The sequence below is a fragment of the Pseudodonghicola xiamenensis DSM 18339 genome (assembly GCF_000429365.1).
GTDB lineage: Bacteria > Pseudomonadota > Alphaproteobacteria > Rhodobacterales > Rhodobacteraceae > Pseudodonghicola > Pseudodonghicola xiamenensis.
This window is the reverse complement of record NZ_AUBS01000031.1, coordinates 1-17,827: the sequence shown is the minus strand read 5'-3', so window position 1 is coordinate 17,827 and position 17,827 is coordinate 1. Positions and strand designations below refer to the sequence as shown.

Annotated in this window: 13 protein-coding genes; 2 read left to right on the top strand and 11 right to left on the bottom strand. The window is 66.0% G+C overall.

The window, feature by feature from the left end:
• Positions 1 to 10: 10 nt before the first annotated feature.
• From G455_RS0117865 to G455_RS0117845, 5 genes are all read right to left on the bottom strand, one after another.
• Positions 11 to 1,141, bottom strand: a complete 1,131-nt coding sequence (locus tag G455_RS0117865; protein WP_028094948.1) for an efflux RND transporter periplasmic adaptor subunit — start codon at positions 1,139 to 1,141, stop codon at positions 11 to 13.
• A 61-nt stretch (positions 1,142 to 1,202) separates the two neighbouring features.
• Complete coding sequence (locus G455_RS24545; protein WP_051312608.1) at positions 1,203 to 1,793, bottom strand: TetR/AcrR family transcriptional regulator; 591 nt, start codon at positions 1,791 to 1,793, stop codon at positions 1,203 to 1,205.
• A gap of 228 nt (positions 1,794 to 2,021) precedes the next feature.
• The gene (locus G455_RS0117855) at positions 2,022 to 3,347 is read right to left on the bottom strand and encodes a UDP-glucose dehydrogenase family protein (RefSeq protein WP_028094947.1); all 1,326 of its coding nucleotides are present in this window, start codon (positions 3,345 to 3,347) and stop codon (positions 2,022 to 2,024) included.
• Between the two features lie 125 nt (positions 3,348 to 3,472).
• A complete protein-coding gene (locus tag G455_RS0117850) occupies positions 3,473 to 4,852 on the bottom strand; it encodes a tetratricopeptide repeat protein (RefSeq protein ID WP_028094946.1) in 1,380 nt (459 codons plus the stop codon).
• Between the two features lie 221 nt (positions 4,853 to 5,073).
• Complete coding sequence (locus G455_RS0117845) at positions 5,074 to 6,492, bottom strand: amidase (protein ID WP_205620480.1); 1,419 nt, start codon at positions 6,490 to 6,492, stop codon at positions 5,074 to 5,076.
• Between the two features lie 102 nt (positions 6,493 to 6,594).
• On the opposite strand from G455_RS0117845, the gene G455_RS24540 reads away from it, so the two are divergent.
• A complete protein-coding gene (locus G455_RS24540; RefSeq protein WP_161629408.1) occupies positions 6,595 to 7,521 on the top strand; it encodes a LysR family transcriptional regulator in 927 nt (308 codons plus the stop codon).
• A gap of 9 nt (positions 7,522 to 7,530) precedes the next feature.
• On the opposite strand, the gene G455_RS0117835 is transcribed toward G455_RS24540, so the two are convergent.
• Entirely contained in the window at positions 7,531 to 9,819 is a 2,289-nt protein-coding gene (locus G455_RS0117835) for a hypothetical protein (RefSeq protein WP_051312606.1), read from the bottom strand.
• 342 nt (positions 9,820 to 10,161) lie between these two features.
• On the opposite strand from G455_RS0117835, the gene G455_RS0117830 reads away from it, so the two are divergent.
• On the top strand, positions 10,162 to 11,481 hold the full coding sequence (locus G455_RS0117830) for a peptidase G2 autoproteolytic cleavage domain-containing protein (RefSeq protein ID WP_028094943.1): 1,320 nt from the start codon (positions 10,162 to 10,164) through the stop codon (positions 11,479 to 11,481).
• A 312-nt stretch (positions 11,482 to 11,793) separates the two neighbouring features.
• Here the strand turns inward: G455_RS0117830 and G455_RS0117825 are convergent, their stop codons facing one another.
• The 5 genes from G455_RS0117825 to G455_RS0117805 all read right to left on the bottom strand — a co-directional run.
• The gene (locus G455_RS0117825) at positions 11,794 to 12,033 is read right to left on the bottom strand and encodes a hypothetical protein (protein WP_028094942.1); all 240 of its coding nucleotides are present in this window, start codon (positions 12,031 to 12,033) and stop codon (positions 11,794 to 11,796) included.
• A 124-nt stretch (positions 12,034 to 12,157) separates the two neighbouring features.
• The gene (locus tag G455_RS0117820; protein ID WP_161629407.1) at positions 12,158 to 12,832 is read right to left on the bottom strand and encodes a YjbF family lipoprotein; all 675 of its coding nucleotides are present in this window, start codon (positions 12,830 to 12,832) and stop codon (positions 12,158 to 12,160) included.
• Positions 12,833 to 12,870: 38 nt separating this feature from the next.
• Complete coding sequence (locus G455_RS0117815; RefSeq protein WP_028094940.1) at positions 12,871 to 15,117, bottom strand: YjbH domain-containing protein; 2,247 nt, start codon at positions 15,115 to 15,117, stop codon at positions 12,871 to 12,873.
• Positions 15,118 to 15,256: 139 nt separating this feature from the next.
• Positions 15,257 to 17,131, bottom strand: a complete 1,875-nt coding sequence (locus G455_RS0117810) for a polysaccharide biosynthesis protein (protein WP_028094939.1) — start codon at positions 17,129 to 17,131, stop codon at positions 15,257 to 15,259.
• Between the two features lie 201 nt (positions 17,132 to 17,332).
• The coding region (locus G455_RS0117805) for a UTP--glucose-1-phosphate uridylyltransferase (protein ID WP_028094938.1) at positions 17,333 to 17,827 on the bottom strand (495 nt) is incomplete at its 5' end.

Genomic DNA, 17,827 nt, shown 5'->3' with positions numbered 1-17,827 from the left:
CAGACCTGCCTCAGTTGCCGGCCGTGACCGGTTCGGGCTGAACCGTGGCCCCGGGATAGAGTTTCTGGGCCCCTTCGACGACGATGGTCTCGCCCGCCTCCAGTCCGCTGTCGACCATCCAGCGATCGCCCAGCGTCACGCCGAGCTGGATCAAGCGCAGATCGACGGTATTCCCCTCTTTCAGCACATAGACCTGGGCATTGCCGCGGCCGTCACGCAGTACCGCCTTTTGCGGGATGGCGATGGCCTGTTCGCGCACTGCCTGTTCGATCCGCACCCGGACATAGAGACCGGGCAGCAGATCGCCCTCGGGGTTGGGGAATTCGGCACGCAGGGTGATCTGGCCGGTGGTCTCGTCGACCGCCGCCTCGGAGAACAGCAATTGCCCCTTGTGGGCGTAAGCGGTGCCATCGTCGAAATAGAGCGTGACCGCGGCCTGGCCCGGCGCGGTGGCGACCAGGGCGCCCGACGCCAGCGCCCGGCGCAGCGCAAAGAGCTGCGAGGCCGATTGGGTGAAGTCAGCATAGACCGGATCGAGCTGCTGGATCAGCGCCAGGTAATCGCTGCCGGTGGCGCTGACCAGCGCCCCTTCGGTGACCAGCGCCCGGCCGATGGTGCCGGTGATCGGCGCGCGCACCTCGGTGTAATCGAGGTTCAGTCGCGCCTCGTCGAGCGAGGCTTCGGCCAGGGCCACATCGGCCTTGGCCTGCAGTACCGTGGTCTGGGCCGATTCCAGTTCCACCCCGGAGGAGACGTTGCGCGCCTTGAGCTGGCGCTGCCGCTCCAGCTCGACCTCGGCATTGGCCAGCGTCGCCTTGGCGCGCGCCAGCGTCGCCTCGGCCGCCTTGACCTTGACCTGGAACGGGGCGGGGTCGATGTGATAGAGCACGTCGCCCTCCTGCACCAGGCTGCCCTGTTCGAACACTCGATCGACCAGGATACCGGAGACCCGCGGCCGCACCTGGGAAATCCGGGTGGCCGAGATCCGGCCGGGCAATTCATTGATGATCGGCAGCGCCTCGCCCTGCAGCGTCAGCACCGAGACGGGAGTGGGCGGCATCTGCTGCTGGGCCGTGGCGGCAGAGGTGGCCAGCCCGGCGCAAAGCGCGAGGCCGGCAAAGAAGCGGGAGAGGAGAGACATCGGGGAACTCGCTTTCGAGAAACGTCGGAGAGGGAGGGAAGGTGGGGAACCTGGCTCTGGATTATGGCTGTGGTGTCGGGGGCGTATCGGCGGGGGCCGGCGGGGTCTCCGGCCCGATCAGGTTACGGATGTCTTCAAGGACCTGGTGGCGCAGCGGCGCATCGAAGCGATGAAATCCCATGTATTCCATCGACATCATCCCATGCAGCGCCAGCCAGGCCAGCATCGCGCAACGCGGGTCGGCGGCCTCTTCGCGGATCCGGGCGATCTCGGCGTCGAAAAAGGCGTTCATCTGCGTCCGGCAACTGTCGTCGGCGCCCATGCTGGCGGTCAGCTGAACCGCGCCCGAGATCTCTTCTTCCGAGGGCGGTTTCTCGGCCTCGTCGAGCAGGGCGGAGAGCCAGGGATGCGTGCATCCTACCGCCTGCGCCACCTGTTCGGCGCGCAACGCGGTCTTGGTGTCGATCTGACGGGCGACATAGGCCGCCAGCAATTGCCGCTTGGTCTTGAAATCATAAAGCACGCTGGCCTTGCTGATGCCGGCCTTCTCGGCCACCGCCTCGATGGTCAGCCGGCTGGGGCCGAGGTCGCGGATCACCGCTTCCACCGCTGTCAGGATGCCATCCCGATCTATGCGCTTGCGTCGTCCCATCGGCCTGGAGGGTCCCGTCGAAAATTAATAACCAAATGGTTGGTTATCCTCGGGGCCGCAGATCTGTCAACCTGCCCGATGCACAGGCTCCTGTGTCCGGTTGCACAAATGGACATTTTGTCGATCCCGGCGGCACCCGCGCCGGAAAACCGGGCGATTGCCCCGGGATACAGACACTATGTTCAGGGTATCAGGATATGTTCAGGATATTCGGGCCGCTTGCCGGGATCAGTCCTCGGCGATGTAATCGCTGCGTCCGATCGAAATATAGCGCTGAAAACCCGCCCGCTTGGCGTCGCGGGCGGAATAGATGTTGCGCAGATCGGCCAGGGCAGGCGTGGCCATCTTCCTGGCCAGCCGCTTGAGATCGAGGGCGCGGAATTCGTTCCATTCGGTGAGGATCACCACCGCGTCGGCCTTCTGCGCCGCCTTATAGGCATCCTCCATCCATTGCACCCCGGGCAGCAGCGCCTCGCCCTCGCGGCGGCCCTGCGGATCGACCACCCGCACCTTGGCGCCGGCGCCGATCAGGGCCGGTACGATGGTCAGGCTCGGCGCCTCGCGCATGTCGTCGGTATTGGGCTTGAAGGTGACGCCAAGCACCGCGACGGTCTTGCCGGCAAGCTGGCCCTCCATCATGTCGGTGATCTTCTCGACCATGCGGCGGCGGGTCTCGTCATTGACCTTGATCACCGTCTCGGTGATCTGCATCGGTACGCTGTGATCCTGGCCGATCCGCGCCAGGGCCTTGGTATCCTTGGGAAAGCACGACCCACCATAGCCGGGGCCCGCATGCAGGAACTTGTTGCCGATGCGGCCATCCAGCCCCATGCCCTTCGACACCTGCTTGATATCGGCGCCGACACGTTCGCAAAGCGCGGCGATCTCGTTGATGAAAGTGATCTTGGTCGCGAGAAAGGCATTGGCGGCGTATTTGATCATCTCGGCCGATTCCAGATCGGTGGTGACGATCGGGAAATCGCGCAGGAACAGCGGCCGGTAGATCTCGGCCATGACCTCGCCGGCGCGCGCGTTCTGGACGCCGACGACCACCCGGTCGGGGCGCATGAAATCGTCGATCGCGGCGCCTTCGCGCAGGAATTCGGGGTTCGAGGCCACATCGAATTCCGCCTTCGGGTTGGCCCTGGCGATCACCTGTTTCACCTGCCGGTTGGTACCCACCGGCACGGTGGATTTGGTCACCACCACGGTATAGCCGGTGATCGCCTGGGCGATTTCCTCGGCGGCGGCCATCACATAGCTCAGATCGGCATGGCCATCGCCGCGCCGGGTGGGGGTGCCCACCGCGATGAACACCGCCTCGGCACCATCGACCGCCGCGGCCAGATCGGTCGAGAACGACAGCCGACCGGCGGCCACGTTCTTTTCGATCAGCGCATCGAGCCCGGGTTCGAAGATCGGCACCTGGCCTGCCTTCAGCATCTCGATCTTCTCGGGGGTCTTGTCGACGCAGATGACCTCGTGACCGAAGTCCGAGAAACACACCCCCGAGACCAGCCCGACATAGCCCGTCCCGATCATCGCAATCTTCATCTGCCCGCCCTCGCGTCCGCTTTTGCCAAAGGCATGGGGGATCGTCCGGGGACTGTCAACCGAAGCCGGAAAGACGAAAACGCGCGCGGGGCCACAGGGCCCGGAACCACCGGCGGTTGCGGCTGTTATCGGCCTTGATGCGCCTCGTTCAGCACCCGGGTGACGCGGGCCTGGGCCCGGGCCGCCTCGCGCGGCAGGCCGAGGCTTTGATAGACCTCCGCCAGCTTGTCGTTGTTCGGCACCGAGCAGGGTTCATAGCCGCGGCGCATCTCCAGCATCTGCTGGGCGGTGGAATAGCGCCCGGTGCGGATCACGCTGTCGAGCAGCACCTGTTCGAACAGATCGCGTTGCGCATGGCTGCCGCCGATCTCGACGATGCGCGAGATCGCCGATCCCATCTTCCTCACCACCGTCTCGTGATCGCCGCGGGCATGGGCCACCAGCGCCTCGCAGGCGGGCTCGGCGACATTGATCCAGGCATCCTGCACATGGGCCGGCGCCCGGCCGACGAAGGCCTTCAGGTTCTCCATCATCGCCTCGGTCTCGGGCGCGCCGGCGCGGGCCAGGCCATAGACATATTGCATGGTCAGGAAGGGCTGAACGAAATCCTCGGTCCGTCCCTTCATGTGCTGCGCCACATCCTGCCAACGGTCGCCGACATCGACCCCCACCAGTTCCAGCCGCAGCAGCAGCGAGACGGCGCCGATCTGATCCTGGGAATAGCTCTTGTCGGCGCCCCAGATATGGGTGTCGTAGGCCCTGAGCACATCGTCATAGCGGCCCTTGGAGATGTAGTTCAGGCACAGATGCCACCAGTTGTGGGTCAGCATGAAGCTGTTGAGATCGTTCCAGGTCCCGGACACGTCCTCGAGAAAGTCGATGCCCTCGTCGATGCGGCCCTGGGTGATCAGCACATGGGCCAGCGCGTGATGCGCCCAGGGTTCCTTGCGCTTGAGTTCGATGGCGCGCCGCGCCGAGGTCTCGGCATCGCCCAGCAGGTGACATTGTTCATAGGCGAAGGCGGAGAGCCCGTGCATGTGGCACAGATCGCTGTTGACCTCGGCCACCTTCTCGGCGACGCGCAGCATGCCCGGCGCATTGCCGAGGTTGAATTCATGATATTGGGTCAGCTTCACCATCGGCAGGTCATGGGCGAATTCATCGGCGATCTCATTGCCGATGCGGATCGCACCGGGGACGTCGCCGGCATGCCAGGCCCGCACCGCGGCGATATTCATCGCCTCGCGCCGGGTGGCGCCCTTGGCGGCCTCGGCGCGCTCCAGATAGGATTTCGCCAGGCCCCCCGCCTCGGGGCTTTCGAGGAACATATAGGCCAGCGCCGCATAGGCATTTGCCATCGCCGAACCCGGATCGGCCTCGGCGGCGGCGATCACATTGCCGGCCTTGGTCTCATAGGCCAGGAGCCCTTCGCTGAAATCGTTGATCGCCTGCACCGTGGTGCTGTCGGTGGTGGAGAGATCGTTGCCAAGCCAGTCTTTCGCCATCTTCACAGCCTTTCTGCCCGTAGTCTGCCCCCGGTGCGCTTGCTCTCGCGATCAGGACGTCCACCGCATAAAGCCCCGTAGCGCCGGGACCTTTCAAGAGGGCGGTTCATCGCAGCCCCTCAGGGCAGGCGGAAAAACCCCTGTTCAGGGTCTTTTTCCGATCTGTTGCCGCGTTTTCCCTCTGGAGGAGACCGCCGGACATCGCCGGCGGTCGGGCCGGATCAGAGGAAATACTCCGGATGGCGTGCCTGCCACCATTTGGCCAGGGCCAGCACCCGCGAATCCGCGCCGCGCCCGGCGATGATCTGCAGCGAATGCGGCAGGCCCCCGGTGCTGAGCCCGGCCGGCACCGACATCGCCGGCTGCTGGCTGAGGTTGATCGGATAGGAGAAGCCGGCCCATTCGATCCAGCGGGAAAGGCCGCTGTTCTCGGGCAGTTCCTCACCGGCGGTGAAGGGCTGGATGGCAGCGCCGGGGGCGACCAGATAATCCAGCTCCTCGGCCAGCAGCCGGTCCATTTCCGATCCATAGGCGGCGCGCAGGTTCACATTGGCGATGTAATCCGACACCCGCCAGTCGCGCGCCTGTTCGGCCATCTGATAAAGCCCCTGGTCGATCTGTCCGGCATCGAAATCGCCCAGCATGTCGAGCCGGCGGCGGGCGCCGGAAATCCAGTGCCAGTTGAAGATATCGAGCAGCTGATCGCGCATCGGCAGCTCGAATTCGATCAGCTCGGCGCCGGCCTCGGCCAGATCGGCGAGCGATTTCTCGAATTGCGCCGCGACCTCCGCCTCGACATAGCCCGAGGGAGGGCTGCGCCAGACACCGATCTTCTTGCCCTTGGGGGTGACGTCTTTCGGGGAAAGCGCCGGGAATTCCGCCGCACCCTGGAACCAATCCGACAGATCGCGCCCCGACATCACCGCCAGCATCGCCTCGGCGTCCTCGGGGCGGCGGCACATCGGGCCGATATGGGCCACCGTGCCGAAGGGGCTGGCGGGGTAGGCGGGCACCCGGCCGAACGTCGGCTTGATGCCGGAAATGCCGGTGAAGGCCGAGGGGATCCGGATCGAACCACCTCCGTCCGAGCCCAGATGGAAGACGCCGGCGCCCATGGCCGCGGCCACCGCGGCGCCGCCGGAAGAGCCGCCCGGGGTGACATCGGTGTTCCAGGGGTTGCGGGTGATGCCGGAATAGAGACAGTCGGTGATCGCCTTCCAGCCGAATTCCGGCGTCGTCGTCATGCCCAGGAACACCAGCCCCGCAGCACGCATCCGTGCCACGCTGGGGGCATCCACCGCGCAGGGTGTCGCATCGGTCAGCGTCGAGCCATAGCGCACCGACCAGCCCTTGATCGAGACGATGTCCTTGATCGTCGACGGCACCCCGTCGACCGGCGACAGCGGGGCGCCCGCCTGCCAGCGCGCTTCGGCGGCGCGGGCCATTTCCAGCGCCCCGTCATGGTCGATCAGGGTGAAGGCATTGCAGCTCTCCTGCGCTGCCTCGGCCCGCTCCAGCGCCTTTTCGGTCACCTCAACCGGCGACAGGCTGCCGGCGGCATAGGCCGCGGTCAGCTCGGCGCTTGTCAGCAGGCAACGATCATCCGCTCCCGAAACCGGGGTTTTCTTCGCATCCAGCACAGCAGTTTTCCAATCTTGTTGTCCTTTAAAAGGCTGCGCTGCGTCCGAAACTTTGTAAAATGCAAAATATACAAGAAATATAAATATAAAATGGAGAAGGCGATGCGCGCCTCCCTACGACAAATCCAATATGTTCTGGCGGTTTACGAGGCCGGCAGCATCGCCAAAGCCTCGCGCGAGAGGCATATTTCCCAATCCTCCATTCTTGCCGCCATCGCCCTGGCTGAACAAGATTTAGGCGCCCGCATCTTCGACCGGCGAAAGGGACGGGGGGTTGTTCTGACCGCGATGGGGGAACGATACCTGGCCGCGGCGCGCCGGCTGCTGTCGGCAGAACGCGAATTCCGTGACAGCCTGCTGCTGTCGGGCACTGCGCATGGGCCGCTCAGGATCGGCTGTTTCGAACCCTTCGGTCCGATCATGATGATCGACGTGCTGAGCAGGCTGCGCGAACGGATCGGTTTTTTCGAGATCACCCTGCTTGAGACCGATCAGGTTTCGCTCAAGCGGGCACTCGATCGTGGCGAGATCGACGTGGCGGTGATCTATGATCTCGGCCCCGATTTCGATTGCACCATCGAATATATCGGCCGCGCCCCGCCGCATGCGATGGTCCATGTCGGCAGCCCGCTGGCGCGGCTCGAGGCGATCTCTCTCGCCCAGCTTTGCAGCGAGCCAATCGCGCTCCTCAGCCTGCCGCTGACCACCACCTATCTGATGACGTTGTTCGATTATGTGGCGCAAAAACCCCTTATCGGCTTTCGCAGCAGCCATTACGAGACAGTGATCCGCGCTGTCTCCTCGGGCTTCGGCGGCACCGTGCTGAATGTCTGGCCAGCCAATCCGCTGCCGACCGAGGCCAATACCAGGCGGCTGCGGCTGACCGACGATCTGCCGGCCCCGAATATTGTCACCGCCGATCATTACGGCGATCAGAAGCCGCCCAATCTGGTCGAATTCATCACCGAGCTGAAGGCGCATGTGGCGCTGGGATACCGCAATCTGGCACCGGCGCAGGGGGCCGGTTGACCCCGCCGTTCAGGTGAACAGGAAATGCTCCGGGTCGAGTTCCTCGGCATCGACCCCCTCCAGCAGGATGGTGCCCTCGCCGGTATCGATCAGCGCGCCTTCGGCCATGGCCTCGATCTTCAGATCCTCGAAGCTGAGGCCGGAGATATCCAGCTGGATCCGATCCTGTCCCGGGTCGAAATCGGTGATGGTGTCATCGCCGTGATCCTCGGCGAAGACATAGCGGTCGCGGCCGCCGCCGCCGCTCAGCCTGTCGTCACCGCCACCCCCCTGCAGCCAGTCGCGCCCGGCGCGACCCAGGAGCTGGTCATCCCCGGCCCCGCCGATCAGCCGGTCGCGGCCCGCGCCTCCCTGCAGGGTATCGTCGCCCGCCTCGCCCCACAGGCGGTCATCGCCGTCATTGCCCGCGATCTGGTCGTCACCCGGCCCCCCGCGCAGGTGGTCGTTGCCGCCACCGCCGCCAAGGATATCGTCGCCCGCGCCGCCCTCCAGCAGATCGTTGCCATCCCGGCCCATCAGCTCATCGTCACCGGCTCCGCCGTCGAGCGTATCGGCCCCGCCGCCGCCTTCCAGCAGATCGGCGCCATCGCCCCCTTCCAGCCGGTCGTCCCCATCGCCGCCATAAAGCGTATCCTCACCGCCACCGCCCGAGAGATGATCGTCGCCAGCGCCGCCGGTGAGGGTATCGTCCCCCGCCCCCGGGCCGGTTTCCGTTTCACCTCCTCCATCCCCATCACCGCCTCCATCGCTGCTTCCCCCGTCATCGCCGCCGCCGTCGGGTCCATCTCCGCTCCCATCCGACGGCAGGATGACCCGGTCCGGCGTATCGAACCCGCCGGGCCAGAGATCGGCCGGCCCCAGCGGCTTGCCATCGGCGCTGATCACCTTGATCTCGGTCCCGCCGAACCGCACCCAGGTGCCGGTCGGGATGGCCTCGAACCTGAGCTGGTCGAGACTGCGCAACATCGGAAAGGCGCTCAGATCCAGCCGGTCGCTGCCGCGCTCGAAATCGAGAATGCGCAGGATGTCGTCGGTGGGGGAGAGCACGAAGGTATCGGCCCCGCCGCCACCGCTCAGCTCCCCCCCGGCGGCTCCGGTGACCAGAATATCGTCTTCGACCCCGCCATGGATCGCCGGAGGGACTCCGGCCCCGGCGGCTGCCCCCGGGGCCGGATCGGCACTGTCCAGCACCTGCCCCAGAACCCCCAGATCGAGCGAGAATTGCGACAGCCCAGCCGCGCCGCCCGAGGTGACAAAGACCTGAATCTGATCGCCGATCCGGATCGCCTCGATCGCGGTGATATTCTCCAGCCCCAGCCCCTCCTCATGCGCCAGGCTCTGCAGATGCACCAGCCGGCCATCGTCGAGCAGCGAGAACAGGCTGATCCCGTCATCGGCACCGCCGGCCAGCACCAGCACATGATCGCCGGTCTCGACCACTTCGAGCGCGGTGATCCCGGCGAAGCGGGTGGCGCGGGTATCCAGGATATGATCGGAGACGCTCAGGCTGCCGTCTTCGCCCAGCTCCATCACGCTGATCGAACTGGAGCCCGAGGCCGCCAGCAGCACCCGGGTGACACCGCCATGGGTGACCGCCGCGATCGCCGAGGGCGCCGCCACGCCCAGCCCGTCGGCGGCCCCCAACGTGGCGGTTCGCGTCAACGCCCCGGTTTTCGCGTCGATCCCATAACAGCTCAGCCCCTGGCTGCCGCTGTCGGCAGCCAGCAGAAAGGCGCTGCCGCCGGCGGTTTCGGCCACCGTCAGCACCGCCTGGGTGTCGAGCACATAATGCGCCGCCTTACCCGACAGCTTCGCCGCGGCGGTGATCGCACCGGAATGATCGGCGATCCAGCCGTCGATGCCACCGGTTTCCGCATCGACCATGTAAAGCGCCGCCCGGCCACCGCCGAGCCCGAAGGAGGCCACTGCCGACGGCCGCTGCCCGCCAGGGCCGGGCAACGGCATCGTCATTGCCCCGCTCAGGCTGCCGTCGTCCTCGATGGCATAGCCGATCAGGCTGCCGGCCCCGACCTGATGCAGCACCAGTCGGGCGCTGCCGCCGGCCTCGACGATATCGAAACCGCCCAGTCCGACGTCCCCGGTGGTGAAATAACTGCTGTCGGCCAGCCGGGCGAGCCCGCCGCCCTCGTCGATCCGATAGACACTCAGGCCGCCATTGCGCCCGGTCGCGGCATAGAGGAAATTGCCGGCCCCGCTCCGATGAATGGCGATCTCGCGCAGATCGGTGTCGAGCAGCGCGTCGCGCGACATGATCCGTCCCGTCAAAGTCAGCGCCATGGCTGTCTGTCCCCCGATACTCATCACCCGCACGGCATCACCGGTTCCCAGCCTGTTGCAGCAAGACGGCGGGGGACGCACGGAAAAAGGGCGAAACCGGGGAAGATGCTTCAAGCTTGTATCGAATGCGGCGAAACCGTCGGGCAAAAGACCCCGCTTCGGCCTTTTTCTGGCTGAAAATATCCCTGCCGGAGGCGCGGCCCGCAGGGCCGCACGCCCCGGCGCAGCATTCCCCGGCTTCAGGAAATCTTCAGCCCGCCGCGCGCCGCCTCAAGCCGGGCTTAACCGGGCGCGCGGCAGTGTCGCGCCGATTTCCCGCCGCATGAAAGGAGCGCGCCGCGCATGCCGGACACCACCCCGATCCTCGCCCTGCCGGTCCTGCTGCCGGGGCAGGCCCAGCCCTATGTCACCCATAATACAGCGCTGCGCCGGCTCGACATGCTGGCGCAGACCGTTGTCGAGACCTTCGACGCCGAAACCCCGCCGGAGTTGCCCGAAGCGGGCAGGGTCTATGCCCTGGGCCCGGTGCCCACCGCCGCCTGGGCCGGTCATCCGCTGACCCTGGCGACCTGGATCGACGAGACCTGGCTGTTTATCGACCTCCAGCCCGGCTGGCGCGCCTGGAGCCGGGACGGCGCCGGGCTGCGGATCTGGACCGGCACCGCCTGGGCGCGGCCCCAGGCCGATCTTGACCGGATCGCGGGCCTCGGGATCCGGGCCGATCACGATGCCACCAACCGGCTGGCGGTGAAGGCCGAGGCCACCCTGCTGAGCCATGACGGCGGCGGCCATCAGCTCAAGATCAACAAGGCCACCACCGGCGACACCGCCAGCCTGCTGTTCCAGTCGAACTGGTCGGGACGGGCCGAAATGGGGCTAAACGGCAGCAACGACTGGTCGATCAAGGTCAGCCCCGACGGGACGGGCTGGACCGATGCCCTCCGGATCAATGCCAACGGGCGGGTCGGGATCGGCGCCAGTACCGCCTATGCCCAGCTGCATGTCCAGCATGCCGACGCCGCGGTCGATGCGCTGACCGCGACGGTGACCAGCACTTCCTTCGTGCGAAACGTCTATTACGCCCAGGTCGCCCGGGCAGCCTCGGCGAATTACAATTTCTTCGCGGCCCAATCCGAATTCGGGGCGACCAGCGACATCGAATTCAAGCTCAGGGACGACGGCAATGCCTATGCCGATGGCTCCTGGAACGGCGGCGGGGCCGATTACGCCGAATATTTCGAATGGCAGGACGGCAATCCCGCCGACGACGACAGGCGCGGCCTGTCGGTCGTGCTCGAGGGCGACAGGATCCGCCCCGCCGCCATGGGCGATCTCCCCGTCGGGGTGATCTCCGGCAATCCTTCGGTGGTGGGGGATGCCGATATCGGCCGCTGGAAGGGCAAATATCTGCGCGACGATTTCGGCGGCTATCTCTGGGACATCGACGGTTCCGCCGGTCCGGGCAGCCCCCCGGGCGCGACCCGGCGGCTCAATCCGGCCTATGATCCGACCCGGGATTACGTCAGCCGCGCCGAGCGGCCGGAATGGGACGTGGTCGGGCTGATGGGCAAGCTGCGCCTGCGCCGGGGTCAGCCCGTCGATCCCCGCTGGATCAAATTGTGCGATATCTCTGCCACGGTCGAGGAATGGCTGCTGCGATAAGGCTGAAAATCACATAATCTTCATTATTGGAATAAATGGCGGGGGGCAACTCAATATCGCGCGGGCCGCTCCGGCTCGAAGACGTGATGCCATCACCGCATCGCTCACCGGTTGCATGATCCCCTGCGCCGCATCCATCAAGGCCCATGGCATAGAGCCCGCCGAATAATGTCTCTTGCCTGCCGCCATGCCCTGTCCTGCCTTTGGTGAGCTCCAATCGACCGACCGGTACGGTAAACGCAAAAAGGCAGGCGATTCGAAATCGCCTGCCTTCTATCTCTCAGCTCCGGCGCCTTCCGGCGCCGGTCCGCCTCACTTGGAGGTGGTGGTGCTGCTGCTGTCGTCGTCGCTGATGATCACACCCAGCACGATCACGCTGGCCGCGATCCCGCCTGCCGCGCCAACGGTAAGGCCGGTGGTCCCCAACGGGGAGTTCAGAAAGCCGCCCACGTTGTTGCCTGCAGCCGGAGCCGGCGGCGGGGTTTGCTGCGCCATGGCAGCAGAGGACAGACCCAGGGTTGCGGCGGTCAGGGCGACAAAAAGCTTTTTCATAATTCCAAACTCCTCTCGGATGCACTTGGTCAAGCTCTAGCGCAGATTCCCTCTCATTTCAACGAAATCGACTGGCCTCGACCGCCGTCGCCGTCGTTTTTTCGCAACTGCAGAGAACCTGTGCTTATTTCGTCACCCGGTTCAATTGCAGATAACCGACATAAGGACCGGCCCATTGCCGTGATTTCCAGATCGTTCCGTCGCCGGGCGATTGCCAGAAATCGTTGGTCACCCGGCTGCCGTCAGCGCCATCGCAGATCTGGCGCAGGTGGCGCGCGTCATGGCTGACCCCGAGGATCTCCACCCTCTCGGCCCCGATATCTTCGGTCTCGCAGCGCAGCGTCAGGCTGCGCTCGCGGTTGTCGCCGGTGAAGATCCGCTGTTCCAGCGCCCCCGATTGCGGCTGTCCGTCGGCCAGCGGCACCGCGCTGGACAGAAGATCGCCGCCCAGGCCCCGGGTGGCGATCACCACCCCGTCGCGGGTGGTCACGGTGGATAGCTGATCGCCCGACATCCAGACCTCGATCAGCCCGGGGGTCTCGTCCCGGCGCGCCTCGGCGCGGAAGAAATAGGCACTCATCGCCCGCCGTTCGGCACGAATGCCGGTGACCGGCAGGCCGACCGCCTCGATCTGGGCCCGGCTGATCGGCGCCGGGGCCGCCCCCCGGCCCTTGCCCGATATCGCCCCGCCGACGATGGCCTTGGTCGCCCGGGCCAGCTCCAGCTGCGTCGGCGCCGCATCCTTGCCGCCGCTGCAGCCCGTCAGCACCAGCGCCCCGGCCAGGACGATCGCGGACACGCCCGCCCGGCTCCGCACAGCGTTCAGAAACGTCATCCTCATTCCCAGACCCTCGCCCATCCGGCCTCCAGGCCCCGCATATGCGCCGCGCGCACCTGAGAATACAGCCGCCCCGGCACCGTGACGCGCTGGCCACCGTCGCGTTGCACCGGGCGGATCGTCAGCCCCATGCCCGACCGGCTGGGCTGCCCCAGCATCCAGTTCAGCGGAATGCGGAACCGGATCCCCTTGTCGAAGGAGCCTTCGCCGAAATCGGCAGAGGAGACATCGGTCAGGGTGAAGAAGCCGCCGACGCTCCAACCGTTGGAAAAGGTGCGATCGAGGCTGAAGGTGGCACCGCGATCGCCGGCCAGATAGCGCCCGACATCGAGCTGCGCCTCATAGCCGCCGCCCAGATCGGCATAGGCCGAGGCGTGGCCCGTGAACACCTTGTAATCGCGAAAGCCGAACCGCTGATCGTAGTCGCGCTGGAGGACGTAATTGCCCTCGATCCCGAAGCCCAGCCAGCTGCCCACCGGTTTCCACAACAGTTCGGCCGACAGGCCGCCATACATCGATTCGAAATAGCCCGCGGTGACCCGGGCATAGAAATTCCGCCCCGGACGCCATTGCCGCGCGACATAGAGGTTTTCGATCGTGGTGCCGTATTGGGCGTATTCGTTCTGATCCGTGCGCACATGCGGCAGCACCGAATTCGATGCCCGCCCGTTCTTGACGTTGCCCCAGATCCGTTGCCGCAGCTTGCCCGAAATCCGCCAGCCGGGGCTGGGCCGGTAAGTCAGCCGCAGATCGGCGCCGAGATCCAGCCGGAACGGCAGCGAAGGGTCGAAATAGGAGGGTGAGAAATACTGCGCGACCGACCAGCTGAAATCGGGATAGAGATCGGGCCCCGGCATCGCCTCGGGCCCCGGGGCGCGGGCGGCATCGGCCAGCCCCGCCACCGCCTTGAGCCCCTCGGTCGCCTCGGGGGCATATTCCAGCGCCTCCAGATCCGAACGGCGCAGGATCACCGCCGTCAGCGCCATGCCATCGGAGACCGGCACCAGGCGGAAGGTCTCGACCGAGGGCGGCAGGCTGGCGGCCAGTGCCCGGGCGGCGCGACCGATGCCGCCGGCCTCGGCCGCATAGCGCGGATTGCGATAGCGCAGCTCGGCCCTGGTGCCCTCCAGCTCAAGCGATTCCAGCACCAGGCCGCTCTTGTCCAGCTCGGTCGCCACCAGATCGCGCAGGCCCAGACGATATTCCCGGTTTTCCACCCAGTCGGTGGTCCAGGTCTCGGGCGCCCCGGCCCAGTCGCTGCGCGGCTTGATCGGCACCGGCGCCTTCTGCTGCATCGGCGTCACCGGGCGGCGCGGATTGAGCTGCATCTGCAAGGAGACGCCGACTTCCGAACCATACATGTAATAGAGCCCGAGCCGGCTGGTCTCGGTCCATTGATATTCGACGCCGAAGTTGAAGGGAGATTTCTTGTTGAAGACCGCGGTCTTCTGGGTCTCGACCGTATAGGCGTCCGAGGAATATTCGACCTTGATCCCCAGCCGGTCATTGGGCCGCCATTCCAGCCCGCCGAACAGCGCATAGGGGCCACGGAACCATTGGTCATAAGAGGGTTTGCCGCCGAAATTGGTCGACCCGTCATAGGCAGGGCGGTTCCCGAAGGAGCCGATATGGTGATAGGAGCCGAGCCGCCCCCAGCCGATCCCGCCGGTGACCACCAGCTTGCCGCCGTCGCGGGCGCTGCCCCAAGCCGCCGGGGTCCGGATGGTCTTGCTGGCGACCAGATATTCAGCGCCAAACAGGCCGGTGCCGCTGAAGTCCTGCAGCCCCAGGGTCACCTGCGGCAGATAGCGGCCTTCCTGCAAGAGCCGGAACCGCGCGTCGAAGTTGCGGTCGTAATAAGTGCCGAAGCCATAGAGATTGTAATGGGCGATGCCGTGATAGCGAAAGCTGATGCCCATCCAGGGGGTGGCCTGGAAGCTGAGCGTCAACCGGGTCTGGCCGCCGAAATGGGCCAGCGTCGTGGTGAACTGCCCGTCCGGAGCCGTCTCGCCCGAGGGCATGTCTATCACCCCCGGCACACCGTAGAAGTTCAGGCTGGGCGGCGGCAGCGGCACGAAACTGGGCTCTTGTGATCCGGCTTCGGGCAGCAAGGTCTGCGCTTCGGCCCGAAGCCCGGAAACGAGCGCCAGGCAGAGGGCCAGACAAAGGGGCAGACAGAGCGGCAGCGCCAAAGACCCGGTCCGTTGCGCCAGGGGCCGGATCAGAGAGCGAATCGGAAAGGTCATGAACGGGCCTGTATTGCGGGATCCGGATGGTTACAGCACAAAGCGCAAAGACCGATCAACGCACAAGCCGCCCTGCCCGACATCCGGCGGTCGGACGTGGCAGATCTGCCGCCCGTCCGCGCCCGCTGGCGTGACCGGATCATGAGCGCAGGACGCCCGCGTTGTCCGGGGCATAGCCCTCGACCCAGCGGCAGATCACCGCGCGCGCCGCCGCCTCGTCACCGGCGGCCAGCGCCTGGCGCAGACCGCGCAGCACACCCGCCACCTCGATCTCGGACAGCCGGTCCTCCCGGGCGCAGAAGATCTTCTGATAGCGGGTGCCGATCAGATCGGGGCTCAGCGTCAGCTCCTCCTCCAGCTTCTCGCCGGGGCGCAGCCCGATGATCTCGATCTCGATATCGCCCTCGGGATTGGCGGCATCGCGCACGCTGTAACCGGCGCTTTCGATCACCTGGCGCGCCAGATGCAGGATCGGCACCAGCTTGCCCATGTCCAGCACGAAGACCTCGCCGCCCTCGGCGATGGCTCCGGCCTTCAGCACCAGCTGCACCGCCTCGCGGATGGTCATGAAATAGCGTTTCACCCGCGGATCGGTCACCGTCACCGGACCGCCGCGGCTGACCTGTTCCTGAAACAGCGGCACCACCGACCCGCTCGAGCCCAGCACATTGCCGAAACGCACCATGGTGAAGATCGTCCCCGAATGGCGGGTGGCCAGATCCTGCACCACCAGTTCCGCCAGCCGCTTGGAGGCGCCCATCACATTGGTCGGCCGGACCGCCTTGTCAGACGAGATCAGGATGAAGCGCTCCACCCCCACCGCCGCCGCCTCGCGCGCCAGGGTGCGGGTGCCAAAGACATTATTGGCCAATCCCGGCAGCGGATTGGCCTCGACCAGCGGCACATGCTTGTAGGCCGCCGCATGCAACACCACCTGCACGCCGAAATCGGCCAACACCTTGCGAACCTGGCGCGGATCGGTGACCGAGCCCAGGACCGGCACCAGCTCCACCTCCATCCCCTCGGTAATCTGCTCCAGCTCCTGATGCACGGTGTAGAGCGCGAATTCGCTGAGTTCGTAGAGCACCAGCCGCGTCGGCCGGCAGTTCACGATCTGCCGGCACAGTTCCGATCCGATCGAACCGCCGGCGCCCGAGACCAGCACGACCCGATCCGTATAGCTGCCGCTCGCTCCGCCCAGATCGGTATCGGCGGCCTTGCGGCCCAGAAAGCTCTGCGGCGCCAGCGGCGTCAGCTTGTCGATCAACGCCTCCTCGCCGATCAGCTGGGCGAAGGAGGGCAGCACCTGCACCTCGAGCCCCATCTTCTGCAGCCGCCGGGCGATCTGCGCCTGTTTCGGCTGGCTGAGCGAGGGCATCGCCAGCAGCACCCGGTTGATCTGCCGGTCGCGCACCAGCCGGGCGATCCGCGACGGCGGATGGACCGGCAGACCGGCCAGCAGCATCCCCTGCAACGACACATTGTCATCGACGAAGGCGATCGGGTCGATGCTGTCATGGGCGCTCAGCGCCTGGGCCAACTGGGTGCCGGTGGTCCCGGCCCCGTAGATCAGCACCCGGCGCCGCGGCTGGGCACGGCGATAGATGGCGGTGACCACCTGCAAGAGCACCATCCGCGTCGCCACCACCACCAGGAAATAGACGATGCCGAAGATCACATAGGTGCCCGGCAACAGCCTCGGCCCGGCGACCCAGGTCAGCCCGGCCAGGGTCAGCGTCAGCCCCAGCACATAGAGCGCGGTCAGCCCGATGGCATGGCGCTCATAGGCCTTGAGCTGGATATTGGGCAGCCCCAGCCCCTTGGACAGGCCGGCCGCGATCAGCAGCAGATAGGGCAGGATCGCCAGGCTTTGACGCAGCGACTCCAGCGCCGGCTGCGGCAGCGCCTGCACCGCGAAGGTAAAGAGCAGCGCCGCCGGGATCAGCGCCAGATCGATCGCCAGAAAGATATAGCCCCGCTGCGCCCGCGACAGGGCGGTAATCAGCTTCAGCATGTTCCGGAAACTCCCCGGCCCGGCGATCTGCCCCGCAGTCTCGCTCTCCGCATCGCCGCCCATCCTTCTGGCAAAAACCGCGCTGCGGATCTGTTGTAAATCAATTGATAACCGAACCTATTCTCCGAACCGCCCCGTTGTCAAAGCCCCGAGGCAGGACTGAGGCGGCGATTTCCGCCGCGGAACCAGCCCCGGGGCAGCCTATTGCGCGGCCTTGTCGAGATGGACGATCTCGGTCAGGAACTGGTGCAGCTCGTCACGCAGGTCGTCACGGGCCAGTGCGAAGGCCACGGTGGCCTGCAGGAAGCCGGCTTTCGAGCCGCAATCATAGCGCTGGCCGCGGAAACGGTAGCCATGCACCGGCACGCCCGCCTCGATATCCTCGGCGATCGCGTCGGTGAGCTGGATTTCCCCGCCCGATCCCGTTCGCATCTTGTTGAGGTTCTTCAGCACCGAGGGCGACAGCACATAGCGCCCGATCACCGCCAGGTTCGACGGCGCCGTGCCGGCGGCGGGTTTCTCGACCATGCCACGGGCGCGCACCACCGATCCCATGTCTTCCTCGACATCGAGCACCCCGTAGGACGAGGCCCGCTCCGGCGCCACCTCCATCGCGGCAACCATGTTGCCGCCGGTTTCCTCATAGGCCTCGATCATCTGCTGCAGGCAGGGTTTCTCTGCCGCGATCACATCGTC

Excerpts from the sequence above, each read along its gene's own strand:
- G455_RS0117865 (WP_028094948.1), bottom strand. The coding sequence starts at position 1,141 with ATGTCTCTCCTCTCCCGCTTCTTTGCCGGCCTCGCGCTTTGCGCCGGG.
- G455_RS0117835 (WP_051312606.1), bottom strand. The coding sequence starts at position 9,819 with ATGGCGCTGACTTTGACGGGACGGATCATGTCGCGCGACGCGCTGCTC.
- G455_RS0117810 (WP_028094939.1), bottom strand. The coding sequence starts at position 17,131 with ATGCTGAAGCTGATTACCGCCCTGTCGCGGGCGCAGCGGGGCTATATC.
- G455_RS0117825 (WP_028094942.1), bottom strand. The coding sequence starts at position 12,033 with ATGAAAAAGCTTTTTGTCGCCCTGACCGCCGCAACCCTGGGTCTGTCC.
- G455_RS0117855 (WP_028094947.1), bottom strand. The coding sequence starts at position 3,347 with ATGAAGATTGCGATGATCGGGACGGGCTATGTCGGGCTGGTCTCGGGG.
- G455_RS24545 (WP_051312608.1), bottom strand. The coding sequence starts at position 1,793 with ATGGGACGACGCAAGCGCATAGATCGGGATGGCATCCTGACAGCGGTG.
- G455_RS24540 (WP_161629408.1), top strand. The coding sequence starts at position 6,595 with ATGCGCGCCTCCCTACGACAAATCCAATATGTTCTGGCGGTTTACGAG.
- G455_RS0117815 (WP_028094940.1), bottom strand. The coding sequence starts at position 15,117 with ATGACCTTTCCGATTCGCTCTCTGATCCGGCCCCTGGCGCAACGGACC.
- G455_RS0117850 (WP_028094946.1), bottom strand. The coding sequence starts at position 4,852 with ATGGCGAAAGACTGGCTTGGCAACGATCTCTCCACCACCGACAGCACC.
- G455_RS0117830 (WP_028094943.1), top strand. The coding sequence starts at position 10,162 with ATGCCGGACACCACCCCGATCCTCGCCCTGCCGGTCCTGCTGCCGGGG.